This is a genomic window from Vibrio phycocola (assembly GCF_053850235.1).
The window spans coordinates 162386-176232 of record NZ_JBSQDJ010000007.1 but is presented as its reverse complement, the minus strand read 5'-3'; the positions used below and the strand labels follow the sequence as shown (position 1 = coordinate 176232).

Genomic DNA, 13847 nt, shown 5'->3' with positions numbered 1-13847 from the left:
TTAGCTCTCTCGCTTAATAGCGAAAACTAAGCATATTGATTCTTTTCTACTTGTGTATTGGGTAAGAACCAATTCAGTTTGTCAGACAAGCTAACCACTTCTCCTATTACAATTAATGATGGTGATTCAGCACCCGCTGCTAGCTGGGACAAGTCAGAGAGTTTACCTTTAAATACCTGTTGTTTTGACTGCGTACCGCGTTCAATAATCGCAATCGGGGTATCGCCTTGCCGACCATGCTTCAGCAGTTGTTTCTGAATATAATTAGACTTCATCAATCCCATATAGATAACGAGAGTTTGACGTCCTCTGGCTAAAGTCGACCAATCTATATCATCATTTTCTGCTTTAACATGCCCGGTCACAAATATCGCTGATTGTGCATGATCTCGGTGAGTTAATGGAATGCCTGCATAAGCCGTAGCACCTGCCGCGGCGGTAATCCCAGGGATCACTTGAAACTTGATTCCAGCATCAAATAACACTTCAAGCTCTTCTCCACCACGACCAAACATAAAAGGATCACCACCTTTAATACGGACGACTCGATGGCCTTGTTTAGCAAAATCGACAATCAATTGATTGGTTTTTTCTTGAGGAACACTATGATGACCAGCTCGCTTGCCTACACAAACCAAAATCGTACTGCTAGGAATCAATGACATAATATCTTCGGATACTAAATAATCATAAAGCACAATATCAGCCTGCTGAAGATAACTCAGAGCTTTAACCGTTAAGAGTTCAGGGTCTCCAGGACCCGCTCCAACTAAGGCGACTTCTCCAGCTTGTAACTGACTTTTTGTCACACGAGACAGAGTCAGTTGTGACTCTGCGTTCTTAACCTTAATGCTAACAGCTTCAGCGGAAGCAAGTTGAGCCACCTTTTTGTTACCTATCATGCCACGTTACCTATCAACTTATCATCTATACGCATTATGACGGGTTATAGTTATAACTTGAAATTCTAAAATTACATTTTTTATTCGAAAATCTGATAAGTAAATCATGCTCACTAAACCAAAAGATAAACTATAGACATAAAAAAGCCGCTGTTAATTTAGCGGCTAATCTTACTAATTTATCATTCTAATGTTACTTCAAAATTCTTGCTCGGAATTGGCGACCTTTCATTTTACCGTTTTCCAATTGTTGCAATGCTTTCTTAACCAGCTTGGTTTCGACCGCAACATACGCCCGCATTGGCAGTACATTAATCTTCCCAATTTGATTTCCTTGGAGTGTACCATTTGCCGTCAGTGCTCCTAGAATATCACCCGGTCTTACTTTCTGTTTCTTTCCACCATCAATTTGTATTGTTTGCATCGGTGCATAATAAGGTCGTTGACTCAAAACCTCTTCACTAGGCAATACAGCTGGTGTAATCGGTTTCTCCAGGGAATCTTCTATTTGGGCAATCCGATAACCGTCTTTCTCTCCATAGAAGCTCAATGCCAAACCTTTACTCCCCGCTCGACCTGTTCGGCCAATTCGATGAATATGAACTTCAGGGTCACGAGACAACTCAAAATTAACAACGGCATCTAGGTTATCGACATCTAAACCACGCGCCGCAACATCCGTTGCAACCAATATCGAGACACTTTTATTCGCAAATCGTATTAATGCTTGGTCGCGTTCGCGCTGTTCTAAATCCCCGTGGAGCTCAACCACACTAAAACCTTGGTTTACCAACTCATCTGCAACATCCTGTACCTCGCGCTTAGTATTGCAAAATACGACAGTCGATTCAGGTTTATAATGAAGAAGTATTTGACGCAAAGCTACATCTCGATTTTCATGCCCTTCAACTTTATAGAAATGCTGCTCAATACTCGATGTATCGTGCTTTGATTCTACTTTGATTAATTCAGGATCCCGCATGAGCTTTTCAGCAAGTTGTTTAATCTCTGTAGGGAAAGTGGCGCTAAATAGTAGCGTTTGACGCTGCTTTGGAGCATGAGAAATAATCTCATCTAATGCATCTTGAAAGCCCATTTCCAGCATTCGGTCTGCTTCATCCAATACTAAAGTATTCAGTTCTGAAAGATCTATTCTGCCACGCCCTAAGTGGTCCAAAATACGCCCAGGAGTGCCTACTAATATATGGGCACCATGCTCAAGCGACCCAATTTGTGGTCCCATTGGCATACCACCACACAAAGTGAGTACTTTAATATTGTGAATCGAACGAGCTAAAGTGCGAATTTCCGTTGCGACCTGGTCAGCAAGCTCTCGAGTTGGACAAAGCACCAAAGATTGAACACGGAAACGCTTAACTTTTAAATTGGACAAAACGCCCAAACCAAATGCAGCCGTTTTACCAGAGCCTGTTTTTCCCTGACCAATAACATCTTTTCCCTCAAGAATTCGAGGTAAGCTCAGAGCTTGGATCGGAGTCATATTATGGAAACCAAGAGTGTCAAGGTTACTGACTAACGAAGGATCGAGTGAAAGATCTGAAAAAGGAGCATTACTCACTGTGGCATTCCTGTGGTTTACGAGCATCAGGCGCCTATTATCACTATTTGCTGCACGATAGCCAGTGAATCTTAAGCAGATCCCTATTTATCCGCTTATAGCTCAGACCTACTACTATTGGCCACGGCTAAAACCCCCTTTAGAAAGGCGGAAAAACATAATCGACTTACTTCCCTTTTCAAGTTGAAGCATATCAAGCTGCCCATTGTCATTTAACCTATAACGCACTAATTGACCTGGGCGAATATCACTAAGCGGTCTATCACTACCTTCTATAGCAATTAACGCTGCCAAATCAGACGATGACAACTTTCGCTCTCGAAATATCCGCGCGAGAGTGTCGCCTTGCTTAACTGTGTAAGATACCCAAGCAGATTGAACGAGTGCTCGGCTGGTCTCTTGAGTCCTTGTTTCCTTTGTGACTTTCGGTGTTGGTTCGAACGTTGATGCTTTTGGCGCTTTACTACCAGTAGTAACATTAAGAGAGACTTCTCTACGCGATCCCATATCTGAGTCATCTACGTTTTGCGCTTTTTCCAAAGAAGAAGGAAACGGCACCACCATAAGTAGAACCGTGAACGGAATCAATATTGACAATGCATGACGGTGAAAACGAGGGAGTTGAGACCACCTTTGCCGCGCTTGAGCAAACCATAACAACGAATGAAGATCTGACCACATTTGTTTAATAAATGCGAAGTCATAACTCTGAGGCTGCTTTTTTCTTTGCCGACGTTCCATTTAAATCCGACTCCTACAAAAACTACCTACAGTATAAAAACTCATCCAGACAGAGTACAGTCACATCAATAAGATATATCTTTTGTTAATATAAATCTGATTGTTGCTCTTGTTTTTCTTTGATATATCTCACATATTGGTTTGGATTTGATTTCTACATAATCCGACCATTTAATCGTACGCCGAGACCTGCTATCCTTGCGCTTTCGTTATCAAATAAAGAGTGACATTCATGTCTGACATCAAATTAGAAACAGTAGAGCAAAAAGCAAGTTACGGTATTGGCCTTCAAATGGGTCAACAACTTGCAGGAAGTGGCCTAGAAGGCTTAGAAGTAGCAGCAATCGCTGAAGGCATTGCAACATCACTTGCTGGTGAAATGCCTGCAATCGAAGTTGATGATATCAACAATGCCCTGCAAACTCTACACGGTAAAGCACAAGAAGCTCGTCAAGCTGCTGCAGCAGAAGCCGCCGCTGAAGGCGAAGCATTTTTGAAAGCAAATGCAGAACGCTCTGAAGTTACTGTTCTTGAATCTGGATTACAATATGAAGTAATCACTGAAGGTACTGGTGAAATCCCAACTTCAGATAACACAGTACGAGTTCACTATCATGGCCAACTTACTGATGGCACCGTTTTCGATAGTTCTGTAACTCGCGGTCAGCCTGCTGAATTCCCAGTAACTGGTGTTATCGCTGGTTGGGTAGAAGCTCTTCAACTTATGCCTGTTGGATCTAAATGGAAATTGTGCATCCCACAAAATCTTGCGTATGGTGAGCAAGGTGCTGGCGCTGCAATTCCTCCTTTTGCAGCTCTTGTATTTGAAGTTGAACTTCTAGCAATCCTATAATTTCCGTTTAAATCCCCATACCTAAAGGCAGTTCAAACTTTGACTGCCTTTTTTTGTCCTCTGCTTTCATCTAAATTAGCTTTGTGTTTTTATATCATCACTTTATCTAGATGGATTGATGAAAATGAAAGACGAAACACTCGCGATTCACCATGGGTACGAAACGGACCCAACCACAAAATCTGTTGCTGTTCCTATTTTTCAAACTGCAGCGTACGAATTTGATAACGCTCAACACGGTGCAGATCTATTCAACCTAGATGTTCCCGGAAATATCTATACACGATTAATGAACCCAACCAATGATGTGTTAGAAAAACGTTTGGCCGCATTAGAAGGGGGATTAGCCGCATTAGTGACAAGTTCAGGAAGTGCTGCCATTCACTATGCCATTCTTTCTTTAGCCAAATCGGGCGATAACATTGTATCTACTCCTCAGCTTTATGGCGGTACCTATACACTATTCGCTCACATGCTTCCTAACCTTGGTATTCAAGTTAAGTTTGCCAAAGATGATAAGCCTGAAAGCCTTGCAGAGTTAATCGATGACAATACCAAAGCAATATATTGCGAGTCGATAGGTAACCCCGCGGGTAATATTGTTGATTTAGGAAAAATTGCTGAATTAGCCCATGCTGAAGGTGTCCCTGTCATCGTCGACAATACGGTTGCAACACCAGTATTATGTAAGCCCATTGCTCATGGTGCTGATATTGTCGTTCATTCCATCACTAAATATGTTGGTGGTCATGGGACTTCTCTAGGCGGCGCAATTATTGACTCGGGTAATTTTGACTGGGTCAAAAATGCTGACCGCTTCCCTGAATTTAATCAGCCTGAGCCTTCATATCATGGTGTCGTGTATGCTGAGCAATTTGGAGCAGCAGCATTTATCGCGAGAGCGAGAACCGTCCCAATGCGAAACACAGGTTCAACCCTTTCGCCAATGAATGCCTTTCTATTGTTACAAGGACTAGAGACTCTCTCTTTGCGCATGGAGCGTCATTGTGAGAACGCATTTAAAGTTGCTGAATTTCTTCAAAATCATGAAAAAGTAAGTTGGGTCAGTTACGCTGGACTCAAAGATTCTCCTTTTTTTGGCCTAGCGCAAAAATATATGGATGGAAAGCCATCGGCGATTTTATCATTTGGTTTAAAAGGTGGATACGATGCTGGCGTGCAGTTCTACGATGCACTAACCATGGTAAAACGATTAGTGAATATTGGTGATGCTAAAACATTAGCCTGTCACCCTGCGTCGACAACCCATCGTCAACTAGAGCCAGAGGAACAGAAAAAAGCGGGTGTTGTTCCTGAAATGATTCGCTTATCTATTGGTATTGAGCATATCGAAGATATCATTGCTGACTTGGATCAAGCTCTGAGCTCTTGAGTAAGATAAAGGATAATAGCTCCGTAATCATCCATTGCTATTATGGACTTAGCCTCATCAGTTCTGTAATTAATGTATCAAATTGACGTATCTATGAGGTCAAAATAAAAAATCTGGCAACAAACAACAGATATAAAAAAACCGAGCTTTCGCTCGGTTTTCTCTTATTGAGTTACGAACTCATTATTCAGTTTCTGCTTCCGCATCAACTTCTGGGCGATCTACAAGCTCAATGTATGCCATTGGAGCTTTATCACCTGCACGGAAACCACACTTAAGAATACGAGTGTAGCCACCTTGACGTGCAGAGAAACGTGGACCGATTTCGTTAAATAATTTTGCTACAACTTCGTTATCACGAGTTCGTGCAAATGCTAGACGACGGTTAGCAACACTGTCTGTCTTAGCTAATGTAATCAAAGGCTCAATTACGCGACGTAGTTCTTTTGCTTTAGGCACGGTAGTTTTAATAACTTCGTGACGAACAAGAGAGCTAGCCATGTTGCTGAACATCGCTTTGCGATGACTGCTGTTGCGGTTGAGTTGACGACCACTCTTACGATGGCGCATGACCTAATCCTTCTAACTAGTATCGATTAATCTTCAGCGATTGACGCTGGCGGCCAGTTCTCTAGGCGCATGCCAAGAGAAAGACCACGTGAAGCAAGTACGTCTTTAATCTCTGTAAGAGATTTCTTACCAAGGTTGGGCGTTTTAAGTAGCTCAACTTCAGTACGCTGTACCAGATCACCGATGTAGTGAATCGCTTCTGCTTTCAAACAGTTAGCAGAGCGAACTGTTAGTTCAAGATCGTCTACAGGACGCAATAGGATCGGATCGAACTCTGGCTTCTCTTCTTTAGCCTCAGGTACACGTACATCGCGAAGATCTACGAACGCATCCAACTGTTCAGCAAGCACTGTTGCTGCACGGCGGATAGCTTCCTCAGGTTCAATAGTTCCATTCGTTTCCATATCGATAACGAGCTTATCTAAATCTGTACGTTGCTCAACACGAGCAGCTTCAACGGCGTAGGCAATTTTGTCTACTGGGCTGTAAGTTGCATCGACTAGCAAACGACCGATTGGACGCTCATCTTCTTCAGTATGAATACGCGCAGAAGCCGGAATATAACCACGACCACGCTCAACTTTGATACGCATAGCGATCTCAGCGTTGTCATCAGTTAGATGACAAATCACGTGTTCAGGGTTTACGATCTCAACATCACCATCATGAGTGATGTCACCTGCAACAACAGGGCCTGAACCGGACTTGTTAAGTGTAATGAACACTTCATCTTTACCATCGGCAACGCGAACAGCAAGACCTTTTAGGTTAAGAAGAATCTCTAGGATATCTTCTTGAATTCCCTCTTTGGTGCTGTATTCGTGTAGTACGCCTTCAATTTCAACTTCAGTCACTGCGCAACCTGGCATTGATGAAAGAAGAATACGACGAAGTGCATTACCCAGAGTATGGCCAAAGCCACGCTCTAACGGCTCAAGAGTTACTTTTGCGTGTGTCGCGCTGATCTGTTCAATATCAACAAGACGTGGCTTAAGAAATTCTGTTACAGAACCCTGCATTGTGTCCTCTCTTTTGTTTAAACCTTACTTAGAGTAAAGTTCGACGATCAATTGTTCGTTGATATCAGCTGATAGATCTGAACGCTCAGGCAAACGCTTGAATGTTGCTTCCATCTTGCTTCCATCTACTTCAATCCAAGTTGGTTTTTCACGTTGTTCTGCAACTTCTAGAGCAGCTTTAATACGTGATTGAGCTTTCGCTTTTTCACGAATAGAAACAACGTCATTCGCCGATACTTTGAATGAAGGAATGTTTACCACGTTACCGTTAACTAAAATAGCCTTGTGGCTAACAAGTTGACGAGCTTCAGCACGAGTTGCGCCAAAACCAATACGGTAAACTACGTTATCTAGACGACCTTCAAGAAGTTGAAGCAGGTTTTCGCCTGTGTTGCCTTTAATACGCGCAGCATCTTTGTAGTAGTTACGGAACTGTTTTTCTAGCACGCCGTACATACGACGAACTTTTTGCTTCTCACGAAGCTGTACACCATAATCTGATAGACGGCCACGACGAGCGCCGTGAACACCTGGTGCATTATCAATTTTACACTTGGTATCTATCGCACGAACACCAGACTTAAGGAATAAGTCGGTACCTTCGCGGCGACTAAGCTTTAGCTTAGGACCCAAATATCTAGCCATGATCTTTCTCCAATATTCCTAGAAACGTTATACGCGACGTTTCTTCGGTGGACGACAACCGTTATGAGGGATAGGAGTCGCATCAACAATATTAGTGATACGGAAACCTGCTGCATTCAGTGCGCGAACTGTTGATTCACGACCTGGACCAGGACCCTTAACCATAACTTCCAGATTCTTCAGGCCATATTCTTTAGCCATTTCAGCACAACGCTCAGCTGCAACTTGCGCTGCAAATGGAGTTGACTTACGAGAACCACGGAAACCAGAACCTCCTGCAGTAGCCCAAGCTAATGCATTACCTTGACGGTCAGTAATGGTTACGATTGTGTTATTAAAAGATGCATGGATATGTGCCACACCATCTGCGACTTGTTTGCGTGCACGTTTGCGCGCGCGTGTTGGTTGTTTAGCCATTGTACTCTCTACCTCACCCGATTATTTTTTGATCGGCTTACGCGGACCCTTACGGGTACGAGCGTTGGTTTTAGTACGCTGTCCACGTAGTGGTAGACTGCGACGATGACGAAGACCACGGTAACAACCAAGGTCCATAAGACGCTTGATGTTCATGGAAACTTCACGACGAAGATCACCCTCTACAGTGTATTTAGCTACACCATCACGCAGTTGATCGATCTGCTCTTCAGTTAGTTCACTGATCTTAACATCTTCAGCAATACTCAACTCAGCTAAAATAGCTTGAGAACGAGTTTTACCGATGCCATAAATTGCAGTTAATGCGATTACAGCGTGTTTTTGATCAGGAATGTTAATGCCTGCTATACGGGCCACTATTCACTCCTAGTACTTTTAATAAGAAATTATCCGTAACAAAGCCCGCTGAGGATACGTTACGGAATGCTACTTCTTTTGCACACAAAAGGTAGGCCGAGGAATATACTCGACCGACCCCTAATTTTCAAGTAAAAATTTCTGCTTAATTAGCCTTGGCGTTGTTTATGCTTTGGCTCACTGCTACAAATCACGCGAACGACACCGTTACGCTTGATAACTTTACAGTTACGACAGATTTTTTTAACGGAAGCACGAACTTTCATTGCTAAACTCCGTAAATAACATCTTCAAGTAATACAACCAGCTTAACGGTTGTAGTCTTTTAGATTTGCTTTTTTCAACACAGAATCATATTGACTTGACATCAAATGAGTCTGTACCTGTGCCATAAAATCCATGATAACCACTACTACGATAAGTAGAGAGGTACCGCCGAAATAAAAACGAACATTCCAAGCGATAGTCATGAACTGTGGGATCAGACAGATAAAGGTAATATACAGCGCACCGGCTAAGGTTAAACGAGTCATTACTTTATCTATGTATTTCGCAGTCTGCTCACCTGGGCGGATTCCCGGTACGAACGCTCCGGACTTCTTAAGATTATCAGCTGTTTCACGCGGGTTAAACATCAACGCCGAATAGAAGAAACAGAAGAAAATAATCGCTACTGCGTAAAGTATTACATAAAGTGGTTGTCCTGGGCTTAATGCCAAAGACACGTCGGTTAACCAGCTAAACGCTGAACCTTCGCCACCTAAACTACTACCAAACCACTGAGCCAGCGTCCCTGGAAATAGAATAATACTTGATGCGAAAATCGCTGGAATAACACCGGCCATATTAACTTTCAATGGCAAGTGAGTACTCTGTGCAGCAAAAACTTTACGACCTTGTTGACGTTTTGCATAGTTAACAACGATACGACGTTGACCACGCTCCATGAAAACAACGAAATAAATAACTGCAAACGAAATCACACCGATTAACAGCAGAAGAAGCACGTGCAATTCACCTTGACGAGCTTGCTCGATTGTTTGTCCGATTGCCTGAGGCAACCCAGCAACGATACCTGCAAAGATCAGTAATGAAATACCATTACCAATTCCACGCTCAGTGATCTGTTCACCTAACCACATTAAGAACATGGTGCCAGTTACTAGACTCACGGTAGCGATAAACGTAAACATGGTTTGGTCTATAACAACCAGATTAGAGACCATGTTTGGTAGTCCTGTCGCAATACCTAAAGCTTGGAATGTTGCAAGCACAAGCGTGCCATAACGCGTATATTGGCTAATCTTACGACGCCCTGCTTCACCCTCTTTCTTGAGTTCAGCTAACGCGGGATGAACTACAGTCAGCAATTGGATAACAATAGAAGCCGAAATATACGGCATGATACCCAATGCTAATATAGATGCACGCGACAGTGCACCACCGGAGAACATGTTAAACATTTCAACGATGGTACCTGTTTGCTGTTCGACTAAATCGGCAAGTACAGCTGCGTCAATACCAGGGATCGGCACAAATGAGCCGGCTCGGAAGACTAGAAGTGCACCAATTACAAAAAGTATTCGTGACTTCAGTTCACTTAAACCGCTTTTAGTACTACTAAAATCTTGTCCTGGTTTCTTAGCCATCTGTACCTCGTTCCTCGAGATTATTCCTCGATTTTACCGCCAGCAGCTTCAATAGCAGCTTTAGCACCTTTAGTCACGCGTAGACCTTTGACAGTCACAGCTTTCGCTAGTTCACCAGAAAGAACGATTTTAACGTTCACGATATTCTTAGTGACTAAGTTAGCTGCTTTAAGACTGTTCAGGTCAACAACATCACCCGTTACTTTCGCTAGTTCACCTAGACGAACTTCAGCAGACACTAGACTCTTACGAGAAGTGAAGCCAAATTTTGGTAGACGTTGTTTCAAAGGCATTTGACCACCTTCGAAACCTGGACGAACAGATCCGCCAGAACGTGATTTTTGGCCTTTATGACCACGGCCACCAGTTTTACCTAGGCCTGAACCGATACCACGACCTAAACGCTTCTTAGAAGGTTTAGAACCGTCAGCCGGTGATAGAGTATTCAAACGCATTCTGATTACTCCTCAACTTTAATCATATAGTAAACCTTGTTGATCATTCCGCGAACACACGGAGTATCTTCAAGTTCTACTGTATGATTGATTTTACGAAGACCTAAACCGCGCAAAGTAGCTTTGTGCTTTGGTAGGCGTCCAATTGAGCTCTTAGTTTGAGTTACTTTAATAGTTGCCATGGTGTTCTTACTCCGAAATAGCTTCAACAGTGAGACCACGCTTAGCAGCAACCATGTCTGGTGACTTAATGCTGCTCAAAGCGTCAATCGTTGCGCGAACAACGTTGATTGGGTTCGTTGAACCGTATGCTTTAGACAGAACATTATGTACACCTGCAACTTCAAGAACTGAACGCATCGCACCACCTGCGATAACACCAGTACCTTCTGAAGCTGGTTGCATGTAAACTTTAGAGCCTGAGTGGCGACCTTTCACTGCGTGGTGAAGAGTACCTTCTTTAAGCGCAACAGTAACCATGTTACGACGCGCTTTTTCCATTGCTTTTTGAATCGCAGCAGGAACTTCACGGGCTTTACCGTAACCGAAACCTACACGACCATTACCGTCACCAACTACTGTTAGTGCAGTGAAGCTCATGATTCGACCACCTTTAACCGTCTTAGATACACGGTTAACAGCAATCAATTTTTCTTGCAAATCACTTGCTTGAGATTGTTGTTCTTTAGCCATCTTCCAACCCTACCTTAGAATTTGAGACCAGCTTCGCGAGCAGAATCTGCTAGCGCTGCTACTCGACCGTGGTATTGGAAACCAGAACGATCAAATGCGACTTGTGCTACGCCTTTTTCAAGTGCGCGCTCTGCAATAGCTTTACCTACTGCTTTAGCTGCATCGATGTTACCAGAATATTTTACTTGCTCACGGATCGCTTTTTCTACAGTAGAAGCTGCTGCGATAACCTCAGAGCCGTTCGCTGCAATTACCTGCGCGTACACATGACGAGGAGTACGGTGTACGACTAGGCGAGTTGCACCCAGTTCTGCAATCTTACGACGCGCACGTGTAGCACGACGGATGCGAGATGCTTTCTTATCCATAGCGTTACCTTACTTCTTCTTAGCTTCTTTAGTACGCACATTTTCATCTGCGTAACGAACACCTTTACCTTTATAAGGTTCAGGCTCACGGTAAGAACGAATGTCAGCTGCAACTTGACCAACTAATTGCTTATCACAACCAGTTAGAACAATTTCAGTTTGGCTTGGACATTCAGCTTTAACACCGGCTGGCAACGCGTGCTCAACTGGATGTGAGAAGCCAAGGGTCAGACCTACAGCGTTGCCTTTAATAGCAGCACGGTAACCAACACCTTTAAGTACAAGCTTCTTCGTGAAACCAGCTGTAACGCCAACAACCATGTTGTTAACTAGTGCACGAGCAGTACCTGCTTGTGCCCAAGCGTTTGCAGCGCCTTCACGAGGACCAAAAGTTAGCTTTCCATCTTCCTGTGCGATAATTACTGCGTTATTTACAACGCGAGTAAGCTCGCCTTTAGTACCTTTTACAGTAACTTCTTGGCCGTTTAATTTCACCTCTACGCCTGCTGGAATAGAGACTGGTGCTTTAGCAACACGAGACATAGTCTACTCCTTAAATTAAGCTACGTAGCAAATGATTTCACCGCCAAGACCTGCCTTGCGAGCAGCACGGTCTGACATCAGACCCTTGGAAGTGGATACAACAGCAACACCCAAACCGCCCATCACTGATGGAATATCGCCTTTTTTCTTATAGACGCGTAGACCAGGACGTGAAACACGTTGGATTTGCTCGATTACTGGTTTAGCTTGGAAATACTTAAGAGTAATTTCAAGCTCAGGTTTTGCTTCGCTATCAACAGCGAAGTCTTCGACGTAACCTTCAGCTTTAAGTAATGCAGCAATTGCAACTTTAAGCTTTGAAGAAGGCATTTTAACAGCAACTTTGTTTGCTGCCTGACCGTTACGAACGCGGGTCAGCATATCCGAAATCGGATCTTGCATGCTCATAAACTATACTCCAAATGATTAAGTGGCAATTACCAGCTAGCCTTACGAAGTCCAGGAATCTCGCCTTTCATGCAAGCTTCGCGAACTTTAATACGGCTGAGACCGAACTTACGTAGGTAACCGTGTGGACGACCAGTTTGGTTACAACGGTTGCGCTGACGTGATGCACTTGAATCACGTGGAAGTGCTTGTAGTTTTAGTACAGCGTCCCAACGTTCTTCTTCAGATGCGTTTACATCGTTAATTGTTGCTTTTAGCGCCGCACGCTTTTCAGCGAACTTTGCTACTAGCGTTGCACGTTTTGCTTCACGTGCTTTCATAGATATTTTAGCCATAACAGTAACCCTTCACCTTACTTACGGAATGGGAAGTTAAAGGCAGCCAGCAAAGCACGGCCTTCCTCATCGGAATCAGCAGTAGTCGTGATAGTGATATCAAGACCACGGATGCGATCTACTTTATCGTAGTCGATTTCCGGAAAGATGATTTGCTCGCGAACGCCCATGCTGTAGTTACCACGACCGTCAAAAGACTTCGCGCTAACGCCACGGAAATCACGTACACGTGGAAGAGCAATAGAGATTAAACGCTCTAAAAAATCCCACATACGCTCGCCACGCAAGGTTACTTTACAACCAATTGGGTAGCCTTCACGAATTTTGAAACCTGCAACAGATTTGCGCGCTTTTGTGATAAGTGGCTTTTGACCTGCGATCGTAGCCATATCAGACGCTGCATTCTCAAGCAGTTTCTTATCGTTGATTGCTTCACCAACGCCCATGTTTAGGGTGATTTTATCAATCCTAGGGACTTGCATGACGCTCGAGTAGCTGAACTCTTTGGTCAGTTCAGCGACTACAGACGACTTGTAGTAATCATGCAGTTTCGCCATAGTAGAACTCCAAATTACTTCTATTAGTTAGAAACAGTTTCGTTGTTAGATTTGAAGAAACGAACTTTCTTGCCATCTTCGATACGAAAACCGATACGATCTGCCTTACCAGTAGATGCGTTGAAAAGTGCAACGTTAGAAGCATCAATAGCCGCTTCTTGTTCAACGATGCCACCTTGTTGACCTTGAGCCGGAACCGGCTTTTGGTGTTTTTTAACAAGGTTGATACCTTCAACAACAACTTTACCAGTTGTCAGTACCTTAGTTACTTTACCTTTCTTGCCTTTATCTTTTCCAGCAAGAACGATAACTTCGTCATTTTGACGGATTTTAGCTGCCATT

The 13847-nt window shown here is 43.4% G+C and carries 21 protein-coding genes; 2 read left to right on the top strand and 19 right to left on the bottom strand.

The window, feature by feature from the left end; genetic code table 11:
* Positions 1-26: 26 nt before the first annotated feature.
* The 3 genes from cobA to ACWU4D_RS12180 form a co-directional block, all read right to left on the bottom strand.
* Complete coding sequence (cobA, locus tag ACWU4D_RS12190) at positions 27-902, bottom strand: uroporphyrinogen-III C-methyltransferase (RefSeq protein WP_456051707.1); 876 nt, start codon at positions 900-902, stop codon at positions 27-29.
* A gap of 193 nt (positions 903-1095) precedes the next feature.
* Entirely contained in the window at positions 1096-2481 is a 1386-nt protein-coding gene (gene dbpA, locus ACWU4D_RS12185; protein ID WP_456051706.1) for an ATP-dependent RNA helicase DbpA, read from the bottom strand.
* A 114-nt stretch (positions 2482-2595) separates the two neighbouring features.
* Entirely contained in the window at positions 2596-3222 is a 627-nt protein-coding gene (locus tag ACWU4D_RS12180) for a LysM-like peptidoglycan-binding domain-containing protein (protein ID WP_456051705.1), read from the bottom strand.
* A 232-nt stretch (positions 3223-3454) separates the two neighbouring features.
* On the opposite strand from ACWU4D_RS12180, the gene ACWU4D_RS12175 reads away from it, so the two are divergent.
* The gene (locus ACWU4D_RS12175) at positions 3455-4075 is read left to right on the top strand and encodes an FKBP-type peptidyl-prolyl cis-trans isomerase (RefSeq protein WP_456051704.1); all 621 of its coding nucleotides are present in this window, start codon (positions 3455-3457) and stop codon (positions 4073-4075) included.
* 124 nt (positions 4076-4199) lie between these two features.
* Positions 4200-5468 carry an O-acetylhomoserine aminocarboxypropyltransferase/cysteine synthase family protein gene (locus tag ACWU4D_RS12170; protein WP_456051703.1) on the top strand — a complete coding sequence of 423 codons (1269 nt, stop codon included), beginning with the start codon at positions 4200-4202 and terminating at the stop codon, positions 5466-5468.
* A gap of 183 nt (positions 5469-5651) precedes the next feature.
* Here ACWU4D_RS12170 and rplQ read toward each other — a convergent pair whose 3' ends face one another.
* The 16 genes from rplQ to rplX form a co-directional block, all read right to left on the bottom strand.
* The gene (gene rplQ / locus ACWU4D_RS12165) at positions 5652-6038 is read right to left on the bottom strand and encodes a 50S ribosomal protein L17 (protein ID WP_456051702.1); all 387 of its coding nucleotides are present in this window, start codon (positions 6036-6038) and stop codon (positions 5652-5654) included.
* Positions 6039-6064: 26 nt separating this feature from the next.
* A complete protein-coding gene (locus tag ACWU4D_RS12160; RefSeq protein WP_456051701.1) occupies positions 6065-7057 on the bottom strand; it encodes a DNA-directed RNA polymerase subunit alpha in 993 nt (330 codons plus the stop codon).
* A gap of 24 nt (positions 7058-7081) precedes the next feature.
* Positions 7082-7702 carry a 30S ribosomal protein S4 gene (rpsD, locus tag ACWU4D_RS12155; RefSeq protein ID WP_456051700.1) on the bottom strand — a complete coding sequence of 207 codons (621 nt, stop codon included), beginning with the start codon at positions 7700-7702 and terminating at the stop codon, positions 7082-7084.
* 27 nt (positions 7703-7729) lie between these two features.
* On the bottom strand, positions 7730-8119 hold the full coding sequence (rpsK, locus tag ACWU4D_RS12150) for a 30S ribosomal protein S11 (protein ID WP_126575281.1): 390 nt from the start codon (positions 8117-8119) through the stop codon (positions 7730-7732).
* A gap of 21 nt (positions 8120-8140) precedes the next feature.
* The gene (gene rpsM / locus ACWU4D_RS12145) at positions 8141-8497 is read right to left on the bottom strand and encodes a 30S ribosomal protein S13 (protein ID WP_456051699.1); all 357 of its coding nucleotides are present in this window, start codon (positions 8495-8497) and stop codon (positions 8141-8143) included.
* Positions 8498-8646: 149 nt separating this feature from the next.
* Complete coding sequence (gene rpmJ, locus ACWU4D_RS12140) at positions 8647-8763, bottom strand: 50S ribosomal protein L36 (RefSeq protein ID WP_042478686.1); 117 nt, start codon at positions 8761-8763, stop codon at positions 8647-8649.
* 42 nt (positions 8764-8805) lie between these two features.
* Entirely contained in the window at positions 8806-10146 is a 1341-nt protein-coding gene (gene secY, locus ACWU4D_RS12135; protein WP_456051698.1) for a preprotein translocase subunit SecY, read from the bottom strand.
* Positions 10147-10166: 20 nt separating this feature from the next.
* Positions 10167-10601, bottom strand: coding sequence for a 50S ribosomal protein L15 (gene rplO / locus ACWU4D_RS12130; RefSeq protein ID WP_456051697.1), 435 nt, complete (start codon positions 10599-10601; stop codon positions 10167-10169).
* A 5-nt stretch (positions 10602-10606) separates the two neighbouring features.
* Entirely contained in the window at positions 10607-10783 is a 177-nt protein-coding gene (gene rpmD / locus ACWU4D_RS12125) for a 50S ribosomal protein L30 (protein ID WP_456051696.1), read from the bottom strand.
* Between the two features lie 7 nt (positions 10784-10790).
* A complete protein-coding gene (rpsE, locus tag ACWU4D_RS12120) occupies positions 10791-11294 on the bottom strand; it encodes a 30S ribosomal protein S5 (protein ID WP_456051695.1) in 504 nt (167 codons plus the stop codon).
* 14 nt (positions 11295-11308) lie between these two features.
* Entirely contained in the window at positions 11309-11662 is a 354-nt protein-coding gene (gene rplR / locus ACWU4D_RS12115; protein ID WP_456051694.1) for a 50S ribosomal protein L18, read from the bottom strand.
* A gap of 9 nt (positions 11663-11671) precedes the next feature.
* On the bottom strand, positions 11672-12205 hold the full coding sequence (gene rplF / locus ACWU4D_RS12110; protein WP_456051693.1) for a 50S ribosomal protein L6: 534 nt from the start codon (positions 12203-12205) through the stop codon (positions 11672-11674).
* Between the two features lie 15 nt (positions 12206-12220).
* A complete protein-coding gene (rpsH, locus tag ACWU4D_RS12105; protein WP_456051692.1) occupies positions 12221-12613 on the bottom strand; it encodes a 30S ribosomal protein S8 in 393 nt (130 codons plus the stop codon).
* 29 nt (positions 12614-12642) lie between these two features.
* A complete protein-coding gene (gene rpsN / locus ACWU4D_RS12100; protein ID WP_456051691.1) occupies positions 12643-12948 on the bottom strand; it encodes a 30S ribosomal protein S14 in 306 nt (101 codons plus the stop codon).
* Between the two features lie 17 nt (positions 12949-12965).
* Complete coding sequence (gene rplE / locus ACWU4D_RS12095) at positions 12966-13505, bottom strand: 50S ribosomal protein L5 (RefSeq protein WP_456051690.1); 540 nt, start codon at positions 13503-13505, stop codon at positions 12966-12968.
* Positions 13506-13528: 23 nt separating this feature from the next.
* Positions 13529-13846 carry a 50S ribosomal protein L24 gene (gene rplX, locus ACWU4D_RS12090; RefSeq protein ID WP_456051689.1) on the bottom strand — a complete coding sequence of 106 codons (318 nt, stop codon included), beginning with the start codon at positions 13844-13846 and terminating at the stop codon, positions 13529-13531.
* Between the last annotated feature and the right edge of the window lies 1 nt (position 13847).

Bases quoted from the DNA above. Each gene is read 5' to 3' on its own strand.
- cobA (WP_456051707.1), bottom strand. From the start codon at position 902: ATGATAGGTAACAAAAAGGTGGCTCAACTTGCTTCCGCTGAAGCTGTT.
- ACWU4D_RS12180 (WP_456051705.1), bottom strand. From the start codon at position 3,222: ATGGAACGTCGGCAAAGAAAAAAGCAGCCTCAGAGTTATGACTTCGCA.
- ACWU4D_RS12175 (WP_456051704.1), top strand. From the start codon at position 3,455: ATGTCTGACATCAAATTAGAAACAGTAGAGCAAAAAGCAAGTTACGGT.
- ACWU4D_RS12170 (WP_456051703.1), top strand. From the start codon at position 4,200: ATGAAAGACGAAACACTCGCGATTCACCATGGGTACGAAACGGACCCA.
- rplQ (WP_456051702.1), bottom strand. From the start codon at position 6,038: ATGCGCCATCGTAAGAGTGGTCGTCAACTCAACCGCAACAGCAGTCAT.
- ACWU4D_RS12160 (WP_456051701.1), bottom strand. From the start codon at position 7,057: ATGCAGGGTTCTGTAACAGAATTTCTTAAGCCACGTCTTGTTGATATT.
- rpsD (WP_456051700.1), bottom strand. From the start codon at position 7,702: ATGGCTAGATATTTGGGTCCTAAGCTAAAGCTTAGTCGCCGCGAAGGT.
- rpsK (WP_126575281.1), bottom strand. From the start codon at position 8,119: ATGGCTAAACAACCAACACGCGCGCGCAAACGTGCACGCAAACAAGTC.
- rpmJ (WP_042478686.1), bottom strand. From the start codon at position 8,763: ATGAAAGTTCGTGCTTCCGTTAAAAAAATCTGTCGTAACTGTAAAGTT.
- secY (WP_456051698.1), bottom strand. From the start codon at position 10,146: ATGGCTAAGAAACCAGGACAAGATTTTAGTAGTACTAAAAGCGGTTTA.
- rplO (WP_456051697.1), bottom strand. From the start codon at position 10,601: ATGCGTTTGAATACTCTATCACCGGCTGACGGTTCTAAACCTTCTAAG.
- rpmD (WP_456051696.1), bottom strand. From the start codon at position 10,783: ATGGCAACTATTAAAGTAACTCAAACTAAGAGCTCAATTGGACGCCTA.
- rpsE (WP_456051695.1), bottom strand. From the start codon at position 11,294: ATGGCTAAAGAACAACAATCTCAAGCAAGTGATTTGCAAGAAAAATTG.
- rplR (WP_456051694.1), bottom strand. From the start codon at position 11,662: ATGGATAAGAAAGCATCTCGCATCCGTCGTGCTACACGTGCGCGTCGT.
- rplF (WP_456051693.1), bottom strand. From the start codon at position 12,205: ATGTCTCGTGTTGCTAAAGCACCAGTCTCTATTCCAGCAGGCGTAGAG.
- rpsH (WP_456051692.1), bottom strand. From the start codon at position 12,613: ATGAGCATGCAAGATCCGATTTCGGATATGCTGACCCGCGTTCGTAAC.
- rpsN (WP_456051691.1), bottom strand. From the start codon at position 12,948: ATGGCTAAAATATCTATGAAAGCACGTGAAGCAAAACGTGCAACGCTA.
- rplE (WP_456051690.1), bottom strand. From the start codon at position 13,505: ATGGCGAAACTGCATGATTACTACAAGTCGTCTGTAGTCGCTGAACTG.
- rplX (WP_456051689.1), bottom strand. From the start codon at position 13,846: ATGGCAGCTAAAATCCGTCAAAATGACGAAGTTATCGTTCTTGCTGGA.